The sequence below is a fragment of the Cytobacillus spongiae genome, assembly GCF_021390075.1.
Genome location: NZ_CP089997.1, coordinates 280,261 through 295,685 on the forward strand (window position 1 = coordinate 280,261; position 15,425 = coordinate 295,685).

Genomic DNA, 15,425 nt, shown 5'->3' on the forward strand with positions numbered 1-15,425 from the left:
AACTTCAATCATCTTCTCGGAAAGTTTATAAGTAGATAGGTTGTATATAAGGGCAGTGCCAGTAGCTGTCCGTTACTCATTATTTTCTATGCGATACATATCATATTTAGAAGGAGAAATGAACATGATCACTGGAATTGGAATTGATATAGTAGAATTAAGCCGGATTCGAGCCATCGTTGAAAGGCAAAGAAAATTTATCGATCGCATTTTGACGGATCAAGAAAGAGAAAAGTATGTTTCATTAACAGGTGATCGCCAAATCGAGTTCCTTGCAGGTCGCTTTGCTGCGAAGGAGGCTTTTTCAAAAGCATACGGAACAGGGATTGGGGAAGAGCTCTCCTTCTTACATATTGAAGTGGATTCAGATGAACGGGGGAAGCCGTATATAAAGCTTCCATTCAATCAGGGTGTACACCTCTCTATTTCACATAGCAAAGAATATGCCGTTGCCCAGGTTGTAATCGAAAAAAAATAAAAAAGCATGTACCCTTCAAAGCATAATCCCAAAGGTTGTCTCATATATTCATAGTGCAATAGAGAGACAAGGCTAACAAGCCTCACATTGGTTGACGACTCCGTTAATTCGGATCATGAGCGGAATCATCACAGGAATCACACCAATGTCCATTCTCTCTCAATACGTAGAAATGAGACAAAAGGGGTTGGAGAAATGAAGAAAAAGTTATTGCTGCTTTTCGTCGGGCTCATGGTAGTTTTTTCGTTAGCTGCCTGTGGATCTAAAACACAAGAAGATGTAGTAAAGGACTTAAGCAAAAAGGTGGAGGAAATCAAAGGCTACAAGGCACAAGCAAAGATGTCATTGCAGATGGGGACGGATCCACAAACGTATGAAGTGGAAATTTGGCACAAAGATCCTTCCTACTACAGAGTGAACTTAAAGAATGCGAAGAAAGACCAAAGCCAAATGATCCTGCGCAATGATGACGGAGTATTTGTGCTAACTCCTGCATTAAACAAAAGCTTCAAATTCCAAAGTGACTGGCCAGAGAATAGCAGCCAAGCATATCTTTACGAGTCTTTGGTAAAGGATATCATCGAAGATAAAGAAGCAAAGTTCAGCGCAACGAAAGAGCATTTTATTTTTGAAACGAAGACTCGTTATCAAAATAACAAGATGCTTCCTTATCAAGAAATCACGTTAAATAAAAAGGACTTAACACCTGTTAGTGTGATGGTGTTAGACCCAGACCGTAACCCACTCGTCACAGTTGAGTTCTCTGATGTGAACTTTAATGCTTCCTTTGATGAAAAGGACTTTGATATGCAAAAGAATATGACAGGTGCTCAATTAGAAGTTCCTGTATTAGCAGAAGTGAATGGGCAAGAGTTCTCAGTGAAATATCCAACTGCAGAGATCCCAGGAGTGACATTAATCGATGAGAAAGAAATCAGCCTAGAGGATGGAAAGCGCATCGTGCTTACTTACGACGGTGAAGGGGAAAAATCATTCACACTTGTTCAAGAAGTTGCAACAGTGGCACCGGCAACAGCCTCTCCAACAACCGTTTCTGGTGAGCCAATTGACCTCGGCTTTACAATTGGAGCTTTATCAGACAATAAAATTTCTTGGACGCATCAGGGAGTAGACTACATTCTTGCTTCAAATGAGCTAACAAAAGAAGAAATGGTGATGATTGCTAGATCTGTTCAAGGGACTATGGTGAAATAAATAGAAATAATGAAAAGAGATTCGGTTATCTCCTTTGATAGCCGAATCTCTTTTCGTGTTATCGGTTAAAGTCTCGGGCAGCGAACACTCGAATCATTTATTTGATGCGAATGGCTGGTGAGGAACGGTTGATTTTCAGTGAAGGGGAATGACCACAGTTCTTTGTAGATACGAAATAATAACTAGGATGAGTAACATCAGAAGAATAGATGAAGTCAGCGCTTTCAGTATAAATTCATTTGACAAGTAGAAGAATTGGATCAATAATCAACATTATATTAAAAATGACCGGGGTAAAAAGGAAGTGAGCCTATGGAGAATGAATCCCTATTCTATCGAGATACATGGGTGGAAGTTGATCTAGATCACGTAGCATCAAATGTTATGAATATGAAGCAGCATCTGCCGAGTGATGTCCAGCTCATTGCGGTTGTAAAAGCAAACGCATATGGTCATGGGGATGTACAAATTGCTAGGACAGCACTTCAAAATGGGGCAGAATATCTTGCTGTGGCTTTTATGGATGAAGCGATTGCTCTACGAAAAAAAGGCATTGTTGCACCTATTTTAGTATTAGGAGCCAGCCGTCCAGAGGATGTTCATTTGGCTGTAAAACATCACATAACGCTGACGGTCTTTCATTATGATTGGTTACAAAAAGCTCAGGAATATTTAGCGGACGAGGCAACGCTTGATATCCATATCAAAGTGGATACAGGAATGGGCCGAATTGGTATCCGTACAAAGGAAGAATTGAATGCAATCGAAAATCAAGTACTGAGGGATCCTCGAATAAACATGGAAGGGATCTTTACTCATTTCGCTACAGCTGATGAGCTAGATCATACCTATTTTGAGCAGCAATTGTCGGTATTTAATGAATTACTTTCCCATTTAAAAACCAAGCCAAGGCTGATCCACGCTAGTAACAGTGCGGCTGCTTTGCGTTTTCCGATTGCTAATTTTAACGCAATACGAATGGGGATCTCGATGTACGGCTTGACCCCATCACTGGAAATTGAGTCTGAGCTTCCCTTTCAATTACAAGAGGCATTTACACTGCATTCCAGAATCATTCATGTTAAGAAGGTCCATAAGGGCGAGAGGGTTAGCTACGGGGCAACCTATGAAGCAGAGGAAGATGAATGGGTTGGCACATTACCAATTGGATATGCGGACGGATGGATTCGAAAATTACAAGGGCAAGATGTGTTGGTTAATGGTATGAGAGTACCGATTGTGGGCAGGATATGTATGGACCAATGTATGATTAAACTACCAAAAGGTGTGGATGTTGGAACGGTAGTCACATTAATTGGTGAACAAGGACAAGGACGGATTACAATTAATGAAATTGCAAGAACCCTTGATACGATCAACTATGAAATTCCGTGCATCATCTCTAACCGTGTGCCACGAATTTATAAAAGCTCTGGACAAATGGTTGGAATGGAAAATTCTTTGCTCCAAAATTAGCTATAAATGTTAAAGATTTTTTAACATAATTGCTCGACCGTGCATAAAATAGTGTTTTTTTGGCGGATAATACAGAAGAATTATTGAATCCTCTTTGCATAGAGCTCGATTGATGTTAATATAAGTAATGGTAGAGATAAAAAATGGTGTGTAGTGACGGTGGAGGTGTACGTTTGTGTCTGAATCCAGCGCAACAACAGAAATCATGGTAGAATTACCGCAACAACTTTTGTCTGAACTAGATGTTTATATTAGCTCAGAACAGGTCAATCGCAATGAATTTATCAAACATGCGACGCAAAAGTATTTACGTGAGAGAAAGAAAAGACAAATTCGCGAATCCATGAGACGGGGCTATATGGAAATGGCGAAAATTAATCTGATGATTGCATCTGAAGCTTTTCAAGCAGAATACGAGGCAGAAAACACAGTTACTAACAGGGTTGAACGTCTAGTTAGCGGGGGCTAATCCTTTGAATGTAAAACGTGGTGACGTTTACTTTGCAGACCTATCCCCTGTTGTTGGTTCTGAACAAGGCGGAGTACGCCCGGTACTTGTTATCCAAAACGACATCGGGAATCGGTTTAGTCCAACAGTAATTGTTGCGGCCATTACCGCGCAAATACAAAAAGCGAAGCTGCCGACTCACGTTGAAATTGATGCGAAGAAATATGGTTTTGAACGGGATTCAGTGATCTTATTAGAACAGATTCGTACAATTGACAAACAACGTTTAACCGATAAAATTACTCATCTCGATGACGAAATGATGGAAAAGGTAAACGAAGCCTTGCAGGTAAGCTTAGGTCTTATAGATTTTTAATTTATGTTTTTAACGCTCTTTTTATTTTGTAAAGGGCGTTTTTATTTTGTCATTTTTACAAGAATGAATGTCTGATGATTCACTCTAATCAATCTTCATATAAGCTCATTACTCATCCATCCACTACTTTCAAAAACTGTAAAAAAAATTCGTAAATCCTATGTTTACTCTCTAAAAATGAGGGTATAAACAAAGGTAATATGCATATTGAGACTTTTACTTGAAAAGGATAAATTGTTATTATTATTGATATATACACACATAAATATGAATGTTTTTTACATTCGCACTCGTTGTTTTTAGGGAGAACAATAGGAAACTGCTTTTAACAAAGGGGAGAAAATGATGAACAGAATGATTGCAAATTATATTCAGGAAAACAAAGAGCAGATTTTTACAAGCTGGGTGAAGGAAGTTAAGGATAATGCAGATGAACGTGTAACAAAAGTCGTATCCGATCAAGTATTCACAGAAACAAGTCATGAGTTTATTGAAATGATAATCATTAGTATACAAGGTTCAAATGGGCAATACTCTTCCAAGCTAACAGACTTTGTAGAAAAAATTGTCCGTCTAGGTTGGCCGTTAAACTTCGTGACGAAGGGATTACATATATTTGCAAAAATTGTATTTGAAAAAATGAAAGAAGATAGCAAGGTAACAACTGAAAACCAAATGGATGTCGTATACGGATTCGATACGTGGATGTCTCCTATGCAAAATGAAATTGTGAATATGTATTCAAGTACATGGGAAAAAACAGTTACTCTTCAGAAGATTGCTCTACAGGAGCTGTCTGCTCCGTTAATTCCCGTGTTTGAAGGAATTACTGTCATGCCACTAGTAGGTACAATTGACACAGAGCGCGCAAAGCAAATTATGGAAAACCTATTGAATGGAGTCGTTAAGCACCGTTCGGAGGTTGTGCTTATTGATATTACAGGTGTACCTGTTGTAGATACGATGGTTGCTCATCACATTATTCAAGCAGCGGATGCGGTTCGTTTAGTCGGTGCGAAATGCATGCTCGTGGGCATTCGTCCTGAAATTGCACAAACGATCGTAAACCTTGGAATTAATTTAAACCAAATTACGACAAGAAATACATTGAAAAAAGGAATCGAGGATGCACTTGAACTGATGAGCCGGAAAATTATTAAGGTGGGGGATGAAGAGTGAGAATCCCTATTTTAAAGCTGTATGATTGTTTATTAGTCTCCATCCAATGGGAGCTAGACGATAAAACGGCATTGCAATTTCAAGAAGATTTACTTCATAAAATACACGAAACAAGCGCAAATGGTGTGGTCATTGACCTTACATCGATTGACTTTATTGATTCTTTTATCGCAAAAGTGTTAGGAGACGTTATTAATATGTCCCAGTTAATGGGTGCGAAGGTTGTTATTACTGGTATTCAGCCTGGTGTGGCAATTACATTAATTGAGCTAGGAATCAGTCTAGACGATATTCTCACAGCGCTAGATCTAGAAAAAGGTTTGGAGAAATTACAACAGGAATTGGGGGACTGACGATGGAAATCCAATCCTGTGTAAGAATCGTTAGTGAATGGGATATTGTTGCTGCCCGTCAATTAGGGCGAAATGTAGCCAAAGAGCTTGGCTTTGGTACGGTAGACCAAGCAAGAATAACAACAGCGATTAGTGAACTCGCTCGAAATATCTATCTATATGCAGGTCAAGGAAAGGTTTGTATTGAGAAGATTTATGAAGGTGGAAAGTCGGGTCTGCAAATTGTAGCAGTTGATGAAGGACCTGGAATTAGTGATATCCGCCAGGTAATGGAGGATGGATATTCTACATCTGGGGGTCTTGGAGCGGGCTTGCCTGGTGTGAAGCGACTTATGGATGAATTTTACATTGATTCTATCTGTGGAAAGGGAACAGATATAAGAGCAACGAAATGGCTCCGTTAGGGGGGGTAAGCTTGGATTTCCGCAATGTGATGGAATCTAAGTATCGAGAAATACTCGAAAATTATTTACGACAACAAACAGAGGATGCTCTCTATCAAGGGCAAAAGTTTAGTAGAAAAACGATCGAACATAAAATTTCTCCTGAAGAAATCATTAGCCTGCATAAAAGCATTTTAACGGATATTAGTCCTGACCTGCCCGAAGAGGTTTTTCACTCGTTAGATATTCTTTTGGAAGTGATGATTGGCTATGGACTTGCGTATCGAGAGCATCAAAGCTTAAGACATAAACAAGAAGAGTTGCGTTCTGAGATTGAGATTGCAGCCAATGTACAAAAAAACTTACTTGGCACGAGTATTCCGCAGCTAACCAGCATTGATGTGGGGGCAATTAGCGTTCCGGCAAGGCAAATGAATGGTGATTACTATCATTTTGTCCAAGATGAGAATGATAATATAAGCATTGCCATTGCAGATGTCATTGGAAAAGGAATCCCAGCGGCGATGTGTATGTCTATGATTAAGTATGCTATGGATAGCTTGCCAGAAAACCGCTATGACCCAAGCAGTGTACTTGAAAATCTGAACCGTGTGGTAGAGCAAAATGTAGATCCTAGCATGTTTATTACGATGTTTTACGGGATGTATAACCCTGCTAACCACTGTCTATATTACGCTTCTGCAGGGCATGAGCCTGCGTTGTATTATGATTCGAAATTAGACGACTTTTCTGAGCTCCAAGCAAGAGGGCTTTTGCTTGGAGTTGATAAAAAAGCGAAATATCGCCAATATGAGAAGCAAGTGAATGTAGGGGATATGGTGATTCTGATGTCTGATGGAGTAACGGAGTGTCGAACGGACGATGGTTTTATCGAAAAGAATCGCCTAACTGGCTATATCATGAAGTACATGCATTTGAGCGCGCAAGAAATTGTTCAAAACGTTTACAAGGAATTAGAAAAATTACAGCATTTCCAATTACGTGATGATTTTACATTAATTATATTAAAACGGAATGTTTAGCGAGCCGGATTAAAGGGTACTGAATAATCGATTGATATGATGATGTTAAGGGGTGGGTCAGTTTTGAATATATTAACAGACGTGAAAGAGCTAGATGCCTGTGTCAAAGTGAGCGTGAGAGGAGAAATCGACGCATATACGGCCCCTCAGCTCCGTGAAACGCTTTTCCCGTTAGCACAAAAGGGAGATGTCCATATTATAGTCGACTTATCAGATGTAACTTATATGGATAGCACAGGACTTGGTGTATTTGTAGGAGCATTTAAACAAGTTCGGGCAAGCAACGGGAGCTTTCGGATGATCGGGCTATCGGAGAGGTTGAAAAGGCTTTTTGAAATAACTGGTCTAGCTGACATTATGGATATTAACAGCCAGATTGTAGGTGAAGAATAATGAATCAACCGTTTGATTATATCGAAATGAAAATACCTGCTAAACCAGAGTATGTTGGTGTCATTCGCTTAACAATCTCTGGAATTGCAAGCCGCATGGGTTTTTCCTACGATGAAATTGAAGATTTGAAAGTAGCGACTAGTGAGGCATGCACCAATGCAGTGCAGCATGCCTATCAAGTAGATGAAAAGGGAGAAGTTGTTCTAGGATTCGGGTTATATAAAGATAAGATTGAAGTGATGGTGGCAGATAACGGACAGAGCTTTGACTTTGAAGAAACTCGTAAAGCAGTAAAACCTCATGACAGGAATGAAGATGTGGAGTTTTTACGTGAAGGGGGATTAGGCCTTTACCTTATTGAAACACTGATGGATGAAGTGAGAATTCATCATAAAGAAGGTGTTACGGTCTTTATGACTAAGTACCTAGAGGGAGAGCAGGTGGAGAGCGATGCCGAAACAATCTCAACCTAAATTAACTAGAGAAGAAATTAATGAGCTCATAAGGGATTTTCAAGAAGAGCAAGATGTTGAAGCGCAGAATAGACTAGTCATTCAATATCAAAATTTAGTAGAATCACTAGCTAGAAAATATTCAAAAGGAAAATCATATCACGAGGATATCGTACAAGTTGGAATGCTTGGATTATTAGGAGCAATCCGTAGATATGATCCTTCATTTGGAAAAACCTTTGAAGCCTTTGCAATTCCTACAATCATAGGTGAGATTAAACGCTTTTTACGTGACAAAACATGGAGTGTTCATGTCCCGCGTCGTATCAAAGAGCTTGGTCCCAAAATAAAATTGACTGTTGAGGAATTAACAACAACACTTCACCGTTCACCAAAGGTGATTGAAATTGCAGAAGCTCTTTCAGTTTCCGAGGAAGAAGTCCTTGAAGCGATGGAAATGGGGAAAGGGTATCAAGCTTTATCTGTTGACCATTCATTTGAAGCAGATTCAGATGGGGGCACTGTAACGCTTCTCGATATGGTGGGTTCAACAGATGAAGGGTATGAAAAGGTAAACCAGAGAATGATGCTTGAAAAAGTATTACACGTTTTATCTGATCGAGAAAGATCCGTGATTCACTACACTTACTTAGAGAATAAAAGTCAAAAAGAAACTGGTGAAATACTAGGTATCTCACAGATGCATGTTTCTCGCTTACAGCGCAAGGCGATTAAAAAGCTAAAAGATGCGATCGATCATGAAGAAAATAATTCGGAGCGTATTTCATGAATTATGTAAATAATGAAAAAGTAGAAGTGCTTGCACATCAGACAACTAAAGAAGGGAAACACTTCTGTGGGGATAGCTTTTTCTTCACAACAACAAAGGACTACTTTATTTGTGTACTAGCTGATGGTCTAGGAAGTGGTGAGTATGCCAATATTTCCTCATCTGCTGTCATTTCTGTTGTTAAAGAGCATCATGATAAAGATGTAAATACGCTCATGAATTATTGTAATGAAGTATTAGCCTATAAGCGTGGGGCAGCTGTGTTAATTTTTAAGGTGAGTTTTTCGCAACGTGAATTCGTCTACAGCTGTGTCGGTAATATTCGCTTCTTCCTATATTCTCCCTCTGGAAAATTAACCTACCCTTTGCCTGTAAAAGGCTACCTATCGGGACGTCCGCAATCCCTACACACACAAAGATTCTCCTACGAGGAGAACTCAAAGTTTATCATTTTTTCCGATGGGCTTGACTTAAATGGAGTGAAGTCCTTATTAACCGGACTATTTGACGTAAGAACCGTCGCTGAAAAAATTAAAAAAAACCATTCATCAACAGCAGATGATGCTACATTTATACTAGGAAGCTTACTCGTAACGGGGTAAGCTTTTCCTGATTTAGATGATTTGTTAATATAGTAGAGACAATGATCGTGTTGGAGGACTGACAATTGGAGCAAACAGTAAATAATAAAGAACGTTTTCTGGAAATGATTGCGAAAGAGCAATCGTTGAATTTAAAGCAAGTACGCAATACGATTGCCCTCCTAGAGGATGGAAATACCGTTCCTTTCATCGCTCGTTACCGAAAGGAACAGACCGGAGCTCTAGATGAGGTGCAAATCAGAGAAGTAAGTGAAAGATGGCAATACATACAAAACCTTGAGCAACGTAAAGTAGAGGTCATTCGTTTAATAGAAGACCAAGGGAAGCTAACGCCTGACTTAAAGCAATCAATTGAAAAAGCCGTTAAGCTACAAGAAGTAGAGGATCTATATCGTCCGTATAAACAAAAGCGAAGAACAAAGGCAACTGTCGCAAAGGAAAAAGGGTTGGAGCCTTTCGCAGAATGGCTGATGACATTCCCGATGGAAGAGAACATAGAGGAGAAGGCTAACGAGTTTTTATCTGAAGAGAAAGAAGTATTAAGTGTAGACCATGTGATTGCAGGCGGGAAAGATATTATCGCTGAATGGGTGTCAGATCATCCAGATGGCCGCAAGTGGATACGTAAAGAAACGTATAAAACTGGAAAGATAGAAACGACACTCAAAGATGCTGATAAGGATGAAAAGAAAGTATACGAGATGTACTACGAATATGAGGAACCAGTATCAAAAATTGTTCCTCACCGAACTCTTGCGATTAATCGTGGAGAAAAAGAAGACATATTAAAGGTGAATATTAAGCCAAACATAGAGTGGATTATAAGCTACTTAGAGAAGAAATGGATTACGAAGGCAAATTCGATAACAGCTTCAACCGTCAAAGAAGCGATTGAGGATGGATACAAGCGATTAATTCAGCCATCCATAGAACGAGAAATCCGCAGCGAATTGACGGAAAAAGCAGAAGAACAGGCCATTCATATTTTCTCTGAGAACTTACGAAACCTCCTTCTTCAACCTCCTTTAAAAGGAAAGGTTGTGTTAGGGGTAGATCCTGCCTATCGAACAGGCTGTAAACTTGCGGTTGTTGATGAAACAGGAAAGGTACTAGATATCGGAGTGATCTATCCTCATCCTCCTGTCTCTAAAACAAAGGAAGCTCGTGAAAAAATCATTAAGGTTATTCGAACGCATCAAGTAGAGATGGTGGCAATAGGAAATGGGACAGCTTCTAGGGAAACGGAGCAATTCGTTGTAGATATTCTAAAAGAAATACAAGGAAATATTTTTTATCTCATCGTGAATGAGGCCGGTGCGAGTGTCTATTCAGCCTCAGATTTAGCAAGAGAAGAGTTTCCGAATTATCAAGTGGAGGAAAGAAGTGCCGTATCAATTGCTCGTAGGCTGCAAGATCCATTGGCGGAGCTCGTGAAGATTGACCCGAAGTCAGTTGGAGTTGGACAATATCAGCATGATGTTTCTCAAAAGAAGCTTTCTGAATCCCTGACATTCGTTGTAGAAACAACGGTTAACCAGGTTGGAGTCAATGTGAATACTGCCTCTTCGTCACTTCTTCAATATGTAGCTGGATTATCAAAGTCAGTAGCTAATAATATTGTGAAAAAAAGAGAAGAAGAAGGCAAGTTTTCTAAACGAAGTCAATTAAAGAAAATCCCTAGGCTAGGCGCGAAAACATATGAGCAAGCAATTGGATTTTTGAGAATCATTGATGGAGCAGAGCCCTTAGATCGAACAGGTATCCATCCAGAGAATTATTCAGAAGTAAAGAATCTATTATCCCCACTTGGCTTCTCTACAAAAGATATCGGGAAGCCAGAGCTTAAAGAAGCCCTAGCAAAACTTGATGTTCAGAAAAGCGCTACTGAACTAGGGGTAGGGGAACTTACATTACAAGACATTATTGATGCGTTAGTAAGGCCAGAACGAGACCCGCGGGATGATCTACCTAAGCCTTTATTAAAGAAAGACGTGTTAAAGCTAGAGGATCTAAAGCCAGGAATGGAGCTGCAAGGTACGGTTCGAAATGTAGTCGACTTTGGGGCATTTATTGATGTAGGAGTGAAGCAGGATGGACTTGTTCATATCTCTAAGCTAAGACGTCAATTTGTAAAACATCCACTAGACGTAGTCGCAGTAGGAGACGTTGTGACGGTTTGGGTAGATAGTATAGATATACAAAAGGGAAGAGTTGCATTATCAATGCTATCTCCAGAGGAATAAACACTGCCTTATGAGCAGTGTTTTTTTCTGTAAATAAACCAGAATTGGTTGAGTAGTTTAATTTGATAACGATCCTTCTCTAAGAAAGCTCTTTGCATTTGATTCTGAAACCATGTGGGCATAGTCGTGATACCTCCTCTGATGACTAACAAAGGTTGTTTTCCTTTTTTTTGTGGAAAGGAAGGGATTTTTTGAATTACCTTGAACAAAGAACTAAACGTGCAAAAATACCATATTTACATTACGCTTTCTTTGATTAGCTGCATGTGAGATGAGAGTTATTCTTACAGAAGACAATATCAATGTATGTTATAATAGATTGTCAGGTTCACATATAGTGTTCTATAGAAGGAAATGAGTAAGTTATGGAAGATAAAGAGCTTCAACAGCTGGTGGAAAAAATATCAAATGATTCTTTCCAAAAGCCATTTAAGCACAAAGCGGTTTTTAATGCTCGCTTGCAAACCACTGGGGGACGATACTTATTAGGTTCCCACAATATCGAAATTAATAGAAAATATTTAGAACAAATCGGAATAAATGAAGTCATCAGCATCATCAAGCATGAGCTTTGCCATTATCATTTGCATTTAGAAGGCAAGGGGTATCAGCATAAAGATGCAGATTTTAAATTGCTGCTCAACCAAGTAGGAGGAGCAAGATACTGTTCTACACTACCTAACCGACCAACTAGAAAAATAAGAAAGACCATTTTCTATATGTGCGAACAATGCGGAACCCAATATCGAAGAAAGAAAGTAATCAACACTTCGAAATATGTTTGTGGAAAATGCCGTGGTAAATTAATTAAAGTGAAAGAGTTGACGGTTGATTAATGTTATGTTAAATTTAATAACCGTCACTGCTTTCCAGTGCTTGTTTATTTTTGAAAAAATGATTATTGACTTTCATATTACATGTCATTATAATATGAAGAGTCGATAAGACATATGACATTTTAAGATTATTCCACAGTAGCTCAGTGGTAGAGCTATCGGCTGTTAACCGATCGGTCGCAGGTTCGAGTCCTGCCTGTGGAGCCATATGGGGAAGTACTCAAGAGGCTGAAGAGGCGCCCCTGCTAAGGGTGTAGGTCGGGTAACCGGCGCGAGGGTTCAAATCCCTCCTTCTCCGCCATAATATAATGGCCCGTTGGTCAAGCGGTTAAGACACCGCCCTTTCACGGCGGTAACACGGGTTCGAATCCCGTACGGGTCATCGGCTTTTAATAGTCAGTGAGGAACTGGCAAGGACAGTTGCTTTGCTGACTATTCATTATCTATAATGAGTTATTTTGGTCCGGTAGTTCAGTTGGTTAGAATGCCTGCCTGTCACGCAGGAGGTCGCGGGTTCGAGTCCCGTCCGGACCGCCATTATAATATATTGGGCTATAGCCAAGCGGTAAGGCAACGGACTTTGACTCCGTCATGCGTAGGTTCAAATCCTGCTAGCCCAGCCATTTTTTAGAGCCATTAGCTCAGTCGGTAGAGCATCTGACTTTTAATCAGAGGGTCGAAGGTTCGAGTCCTTCATGGCTCACCATTTTCAATTTCATTGCGGGTGTGGCGGAATTGGCAGACGCACCAGACTTAGGATCTGGCGCCGCAAGGCGTGGGGGTTCGACTCCCTTCACCCGCACCAAACATTATGATTGCATAATGATGCATTGTATGGTATGATATATCTTGTCTTTCCTTTAAGCGGTCGTGGCGGAATGGCAGACGCGCTAGGTTGAGGGCCTAGTGGGGGTTAACCCCGTGGAGGTTCAAGTCCTCTCGGCCGCACCAAAAAAGTTTTAAAAAAAGATTGACACTAGCTATCGAGTTTGATATACTTAGTAAGTCGTTTTGAAAGGCGCCCGTAGCTCAATTGGATAGAGCGTTTGACTACGGATCAAAAGGTTAGGGGTTCGACTCCTCTCGGGCGCGCCATTCTAAAAACGGGAAGTAGCTCAGCTTGGTAGAGCACTTGGTTTGGGACCAAGGGGTCGCAGGTTCGAATCCTGTCTTCCCGACCAGAGTGAATCTTTATCCTTCTAATATGCGGGTGTAGTTTAATGGTAAAACCTCAGCCTTCCAAGCTGATGTCGTGGGTTCGATTCCCATCACCCGCTCCAACCAAATGATTGTTCTTTGAAAACTAAACGAACCATAACGTCAACGTTTTAATTTGTTTTAACTATTGAGCTAATCAATACTCTTTAATGGAGAGTTTGATCCTGGCTCAGGACGAACGCTGGCGGCGTGCCTAATACATGCAAGTCGAGCGGATCTTTAAAAGCTTGCTTTTAAAGATTAGCGGCGGACGGGTGAGTAACACGTGGGCAACCTGCCTATAAGACTGGGATAACTCCGGGAAACCGGGGCTAATACCGGATAATGGCTCCTAACACATGTTAGGATTCTGAAAGATGGCTTCGGCTATCACTTATAGATGGGCCCGCGGCGCATTAGCTAGTTGGTGAGGTAACGGCTCACCAAGGCAACGATGCGTAGCCGACCTGAGAGGGTGATCGGCCACACTGGGACTGAGACACGGCCCAGACTCCTACGGGAGGCAGCAGTAGGGAATCTTCCGCAATGGACGAAAGTCTGACGGAGCAACGCCGCGTGAGTGATGAAGGTTTTCGGATCGTAAAACTCTGTTGTTAGGGAAGAACAAGTACCGTTCGAATAGGGCGGTACCTTGACGGTACCTAACCAGAAAGCCACGGCTAACTACGTGCCAGCAGCCGCGGTAATACGTAGGTGGCAAGCGTTGTCCGGAATTATTGGGCGTAAAGCGCGCGCAGGCGGTTCCTTAAGTCTGATGTGAAAGCCCACGGCTCAACCGTGGAGGGTCATTGGAAACTGGGGAACTTGAGTGCAGAAGAGGAGAGTGGAATTCCACGTGTAGCGGTGAAATGCGTAGAGATGTGGAGGAACACCAGTGGCGAAGGCGACTCTCTGGTCTGTAACTGACGCTGAGGCGCGAAAGCGTGGGGAGCGAACAGGATTAGATACCCTGGTAGTCCACGCCGTAAACGATGAGTGCTAAGTGTTAGAGGGTTTCCGCCCTTTAGTGCTGCAGCTAACGCATTAAGCACTCCGCCTGGGGAGTACGGTCGCAAGACTGAAACTCAAAGGAATTGACGGGGGCCCGCACAAGCGGTGGAGCATGTGGTTTAATTCGAAGCAACGCGAAGAACCTTACCAGGTCTTGACATCTCCTGACAACCCTAGAGATAGGGCGTTCCCCTTCGGGGGACAGGATGACAGGTGGTGCATGGTTGTCGTCAGCTCGTGTCGTGAGATGTTGGGTTAAGTCCCGCAACGAGCGCAACCCTTGATCTTAGTTGCCAGCATTCAGTTGGGCACTCTAAGGTGACTGCCGGTGACAAACCGGAGGAAGGTGGGGATGACGTCAAATCATCATGCCCCTTATGACCTGGGCTACACACGTGCTACAATGGATGGTACAAAGGGCTGCAAGACCGCGAGGTTTAGCCAATCCCATAAAACCATTCTCAGTTCGGATTGCAGGCTGCAACTCGCCTGCATGAAGCCGGAATCGCTAGTAATCGCGGATCAGCATGCCGCGGTGAATACGTTCCCGGGCCTTGTACACACCGCCCGTCACACCACGAGAGTTTGTAACACCCGAAGTCGGTGGGGTAACCTTTTGGAGCCAGCCGCCTAAGGTGGGACAGATGATTGGGGTGAAGTCGTAACAAGGTAGCCGTATCGGAAGGTGCGGCTGGATCACCTCCTTTCTAAGGATATTTACATGAAAGTTGACGCTTATGGTTCGTTTAGTTTTGAGAGAGCAATCTCTCTATAACAAACTCTCTTCTTATTATAGAAGAAAGTGAACTTGTTCCTTGAAAACTAGATAATGAAATATAGAAGAAAAAAGAATTACCGAGTAATCGCCAATCTTAAGATTTTCTCTAAACAAGAAATTAGAAGGTTTCAAGACACGAGCAGGTCGAGGAAGCAACTGAGTGAGCACCGGA

Annotated in this window: 16 protein-coding genes, 11 tRNA genes and 1 rRNA gene; 27 read left to right on the forward strand and 1 reads right to left on the reverse strand. The window is 41.4% G+C overall.

Annotated features, from left to right (window positions below; genetic code table 11):
- Window positions 1-124 precede the first annotated feature (124 nt).
- The 14 genes from acpS to LS684_RS01590 all read left to right on the forward strand — a co-directional run bounded on the left by acpS (window position 125) and on the right by LS684_RS01590 (window position 11,431).
- Entirely contained in the window at window positions 125-478 is a 354-nt protein-coding gene (gene acpS, locus LS684_RS01525; protein ID WP_233809303.1) for a holo-ACP synthase, read from the forward strand.
- A 195-nt stretch (window positions 479-673) separates the two neighbouring features.
- Window positions 674-1,693: a LolA family protein gene (locus tag LS684_RS01530; RefSeq protein WP_233809305.1), complete on the forward strand. Its 1,020-nt coding sequence runs from the start codon at window positions 674-676 to the stop codon at window positions 1,691-1,693.
- A gap of 312 nt (window positions 1,694-2,005) precedes the next feature.
- A complete protein-coding gene (gene alr / locus LS684_RS01535) occupies window positions 2,006-3,169 on the forward strand; it encodes an alanine racemase (RefSeq protein ID WP_233809307.1) in 1,164 nt (387 codons plus the stop codon).
- Between the two features lie 175 nt (window positions 3,170-3,344).
- A complete protein-coding gene (locus LS684_RS01540; protein ID WP_233809309.1) occupies window positions 3,345-3,638 on the forward strand; it encodes a CopG family ribbon-helix-helix protein in 294 nt (97 codons plus the stop codon).
- A gap of 4 nt (window positions 3,639-3,642) precedes the next feature.
- The gene (locus LS684_RS01545; RefSeq protein ID WP_233809310.1) at window positions 3,643-3,993 is read left to right on the forward strand and encodes a type II toxin-antitoxin system PemK/MazF family toxin; all 351 of its coding nucleotides are present in this window, start codon (window positions 3,643-3,645) and stop codon (window positions 3,991-3,993) included.
- A gap of 345 nt (window positions 3,994-4,338) precedes the next feature.
- Window positions 4,339-5,172, forward strand: a complete 834-nt coding sequence (locus LS684_RS01550; RefSeq protein WP_233811512.1) for an RsbT co-antagonist protein RsbRA — start codon at window positions 4,339-4,341, stop codon at window positions 5,170-5,172.
- Window positions 5,169-5,525 carry an STAS domain-containing protein gene (locus tag LS684_RS01555; protein WP_233809312.1) on the forward strand — a complete coding sequence of 119 codons (357 nt, stop codon included), beginning with the start codon at window positions 5,169-5,171 and terminating at the stop codon, window positions 5,523-5,525. Before LS684_RS01550 ends, LS684_RS01555 begins: the two co-directional genes overlap by 4 nt.
- A 2-nt stretch (window positions 5,526-5,527) precedes the next feature.
- The gene (locus LS684_RS01560) at window positions 5,528-5,929 is read left to right on the forward strand and encodes an anti-sigma regulatory factor (RefSeq protein ID WP_233809314.1); all 402 of its coding nucleotides are present in this window, start codon (window positions 5,528-5,530) and stop codon (window positions 5,927-5,929) included.
- 11 nt (window positions 5,930-5,940) lie between these two features.
- A complete protein-coding gene (locus tag LS684_RS01565; protein WP_233809316.1) occupies window positions 5,941-6,951 on the forward strand; it encodes a PP2C family protein-serine/threonine phosphatase in 1,011 nt (336 codons plus the stop codon).
- Between the two features lie 63 nt (window positions 6,952-7,014).
- Window positions 7,015-7,344, forward strand: a complete 330-nt coding sequence (locus LS684_RS01570) for an anti-sigma factor antagonist (RefSeq protein WP_233809318.1) — start codon at window positions 7,015-7,017, stop codon at window positions 7,342-7,344.
- Window positions 7,344-7,817, forward strand: a complete 474-nt coding sequence (gene rsbW / locus LS684_RS01575; RefSeq protein ID WP_233809320.1) for an anti-sigma B factor RsbW — start codon at window positions 7,344-7,346, stop codon at window positions 7,815-7,817. The genes LS684_RS01570 and rsbW overlap by 1 nt, the downstream gene beginning before the upstream one ends.
- On the forward strand, window positions 7,795-8,586 hold the full coding sequence (sigB, locus tag LS684_RS01580; protein ID WP_233809322.1) for an RNA polymerase sigma factor SigB: 792 nt from the start codon (window positions 7,795-7,797) through the stop codon (window positions 8,584-8,586). The genes rsbW and sigB overlap by 23 nt, the downstream gene beginning before the upstream one ends.
- Window positions 8,583-9,188, forward strand: a complete 606-nt coding sequence (locus LS684_RS01585) for a PP2C family serine/threonine-protein phosphatase (protein WP_233809324.1) — start codon at window positions 8,583-8,585, stop codon at window positions 9,186-9,188. The genes sigB and LS684_RS01585 overlap by 4 nt, the downstream gene beginning before the upstream one ends.
- A gap of 104 nt (window positions 9,189-9,292) precedes the next feature.
- Window positions 9,293-11,431 (forward strand): Tex family protein, encoded by a 2,139-nt coding sequence (locus tag LS684_RS01590; protein WP_233811513.1) that lies wholly within the window; start codon window positions 9,293-9,295, stop codon window positions 11,429-11,431.
- 8 nt (window positions 11,432-11,439) lie between these two features.
- Here the strand turns inward: LS684_RS01590 and cmpA are convergent, their stop codons facing one another.
- Complete coding sequence (gene cmpA, locus LS684_RS01595) at window positions 11,440-11,553, reverse strand: cortex morphogenetic protein CmpA (RefSeq protein WP_233809326.1); 114 nt, start codon at window positions 11,551-11,553, stop codon at window positions 11,440-11,442.
- Between the two features lie 243 nt (window positions 11,554-11,796).
- Between cmpA and LS684_RS01600 the strand changes: the two genes are divergently transcribed.
- The 13 genes from LS684_RS01600 to LS684_RS01660 all read left to right on the forward strand — a co-directional run bounded on the left by LS684_RS01600 (window position 11,797) and on the right by LS684_RS01660 (window position 15,182).
- The gene (locus LS684_RS01600; RefSeq protein ID WP_233809328.1) at window positions 11,797-12,267 is read left to right on the forward strand and encodes a SprT family protein; all 471 of its coding nucleotides are present in this window, start codon (window positions 11,797-11,799) and stop codon (window positions 12,265-12,267) included.
- Between the two features lie 132 nt (window positions 12,268-12,399).
- Window positions 12,400-12,474, forward strand: a tRNA-Asn gene (locus tag LS684_RS01605).
- A 3-nt stretch (window positions 12,475-12,477) separates the two neighbouring features.
- Window positions 12,478-12,568: transfer RNA gene (locus tag LS684_RS01610), tRNA-Ser, on the forward strand.
- A gap of 9 nt (window positions 12,569-12,577) precedes the next feature.
- Window positions 12,578-12,649: transfer RNA gene (locus LS684_RS01615), tRNA-Glu, on the forward strand.
- A gap of 78 nt (window positions 12,650-12,727) precedes the next feature.
- Window positions 12,728-12,804 (forward strand) — tRNA-Asp (locus LS684_RS01620).
- Between the two features lie 11 nt (window positions 12,805-12,815).
- Window positions 12,816-12,890 (forward strand) — tRNA-Gln (locus LS684_RS01625).
- Window positions 12,891-12,897: 7 nt separating this feature from the next.
- Window positions 12,898-12,973 (forward strand) — tRNA-Lys (locus LS684_RS01630).
- A 14-nt stretch (window positions 12,974-12,987) separates the two neighbouring features.
- Window positions 12,988-13,072 (forward strand) — tRNA-Leu (locus LS684_RS01635).
- A gap of 59 nt (window positions 13,073-13,131) precedes the next feature.
- Window positions 13,132-13,218: transfer RNA gene (locus tag LS684_RS01640), tRNA-Leu, on the forward strand.
- 67 nt (window positions 13,219-13,285) lie between these two features.
- Window positions 13,286-13,362, forward strand: a tRNA-Arg gene (locus tag LS684_RS01645).
- 9 nt (window positions 13,363-13,371) lie between these two features.
- Window positions 13,372-13,448: transfer RNA gene (locus tag LS684_RS01650), tRNA-Pro, on the forward strand.
- Between the two features lie 25 nt (window positions 13,449-13,473).
- Window positions 13,474-13,547 (forward strand) — tRNA-Gly (locus LS684_RS01655).
- Between the two features lie 84 nt (window positions 13,548-13,631).
- A 16S ribosomal RNA gene (locus tag LS684_RS01660) occupies window positions 13,632-15,182 on the forward strand.
- The last annotated feature ends 243 nt before the right edge of the window (window positions 15,183-15,425 follow it).

Coding starts and splice junctions, on each gene's coding strand:
- LS684_RS01530 (WP_233809305.1), top strand. CDS start 674: ATGAAGAAAAAGTTATTGCTGCTTTTCGTCGGGCTCATGGTAGTTTTT.
- LS684_RS01590 (WP_233811513.1), top strand. CDS start 9,293: ATGATTGCGAAAGAGCAATCGTTGAATTTAAAGCAAGTACGCAATACG.
- cmpA (WP_233809326.1), bottom strand. CDS start 11,553: ATGCCCACATGGTTTCAGAATCAAATGCAAAGAGCTTTCTTAGAGAAG.
- LS684_RS01585 (WP_233809324.1), top strand. CDS start 8,583: ATGAATTATGTAAATAATGAAAAAGTAGAAGTGCTTGCACATCAGACA.
- acpS (WP_233809303.1), top strand. CDS start 125: ATGATCACTGGAATTGGAATTGATATAGTAGAATTAAGCCGGATTCGA.
- LS684_RS01600 (WP_233809328.1), top strand. CDS start 11,797: ATGGAAGATAAAGAGCTTCAACAGCTGGTGGAAAAAATATCAAATGAT.
- sigB (WP_233809322.1), top strand. CDS start 7,795: ATGCCGAAACAATCTCAACCTAAATTAACTAGAGAAGAAATTAATGAG.
- rsbW (WP_233809320.1), top strand. CDS start 7,344: ATGAATCAACCGTTTGATTATATCGAAATGAAAATACCTGCTAAACCA.
- alr (WP_233809307.1), top strand. CDS start 2,006: ATGGAGAATGAATCCCTATTCTATCGAGATACATGGGTGGAAGTTGAT.
- LS684_RS01550 (WP_233811512.1), top strand. CDS start 4,339: ATGAACAGAATGATTGCAAATTATATTCAGGAAAACAAAGAGCAGATT.
- LS684_RS01560 (WP_233809314.1), top strand. CDS start 5,528: ATGGAAATCCAATCCTGTGTAAGAATCGTTAGTGAATGGGATATTGTT.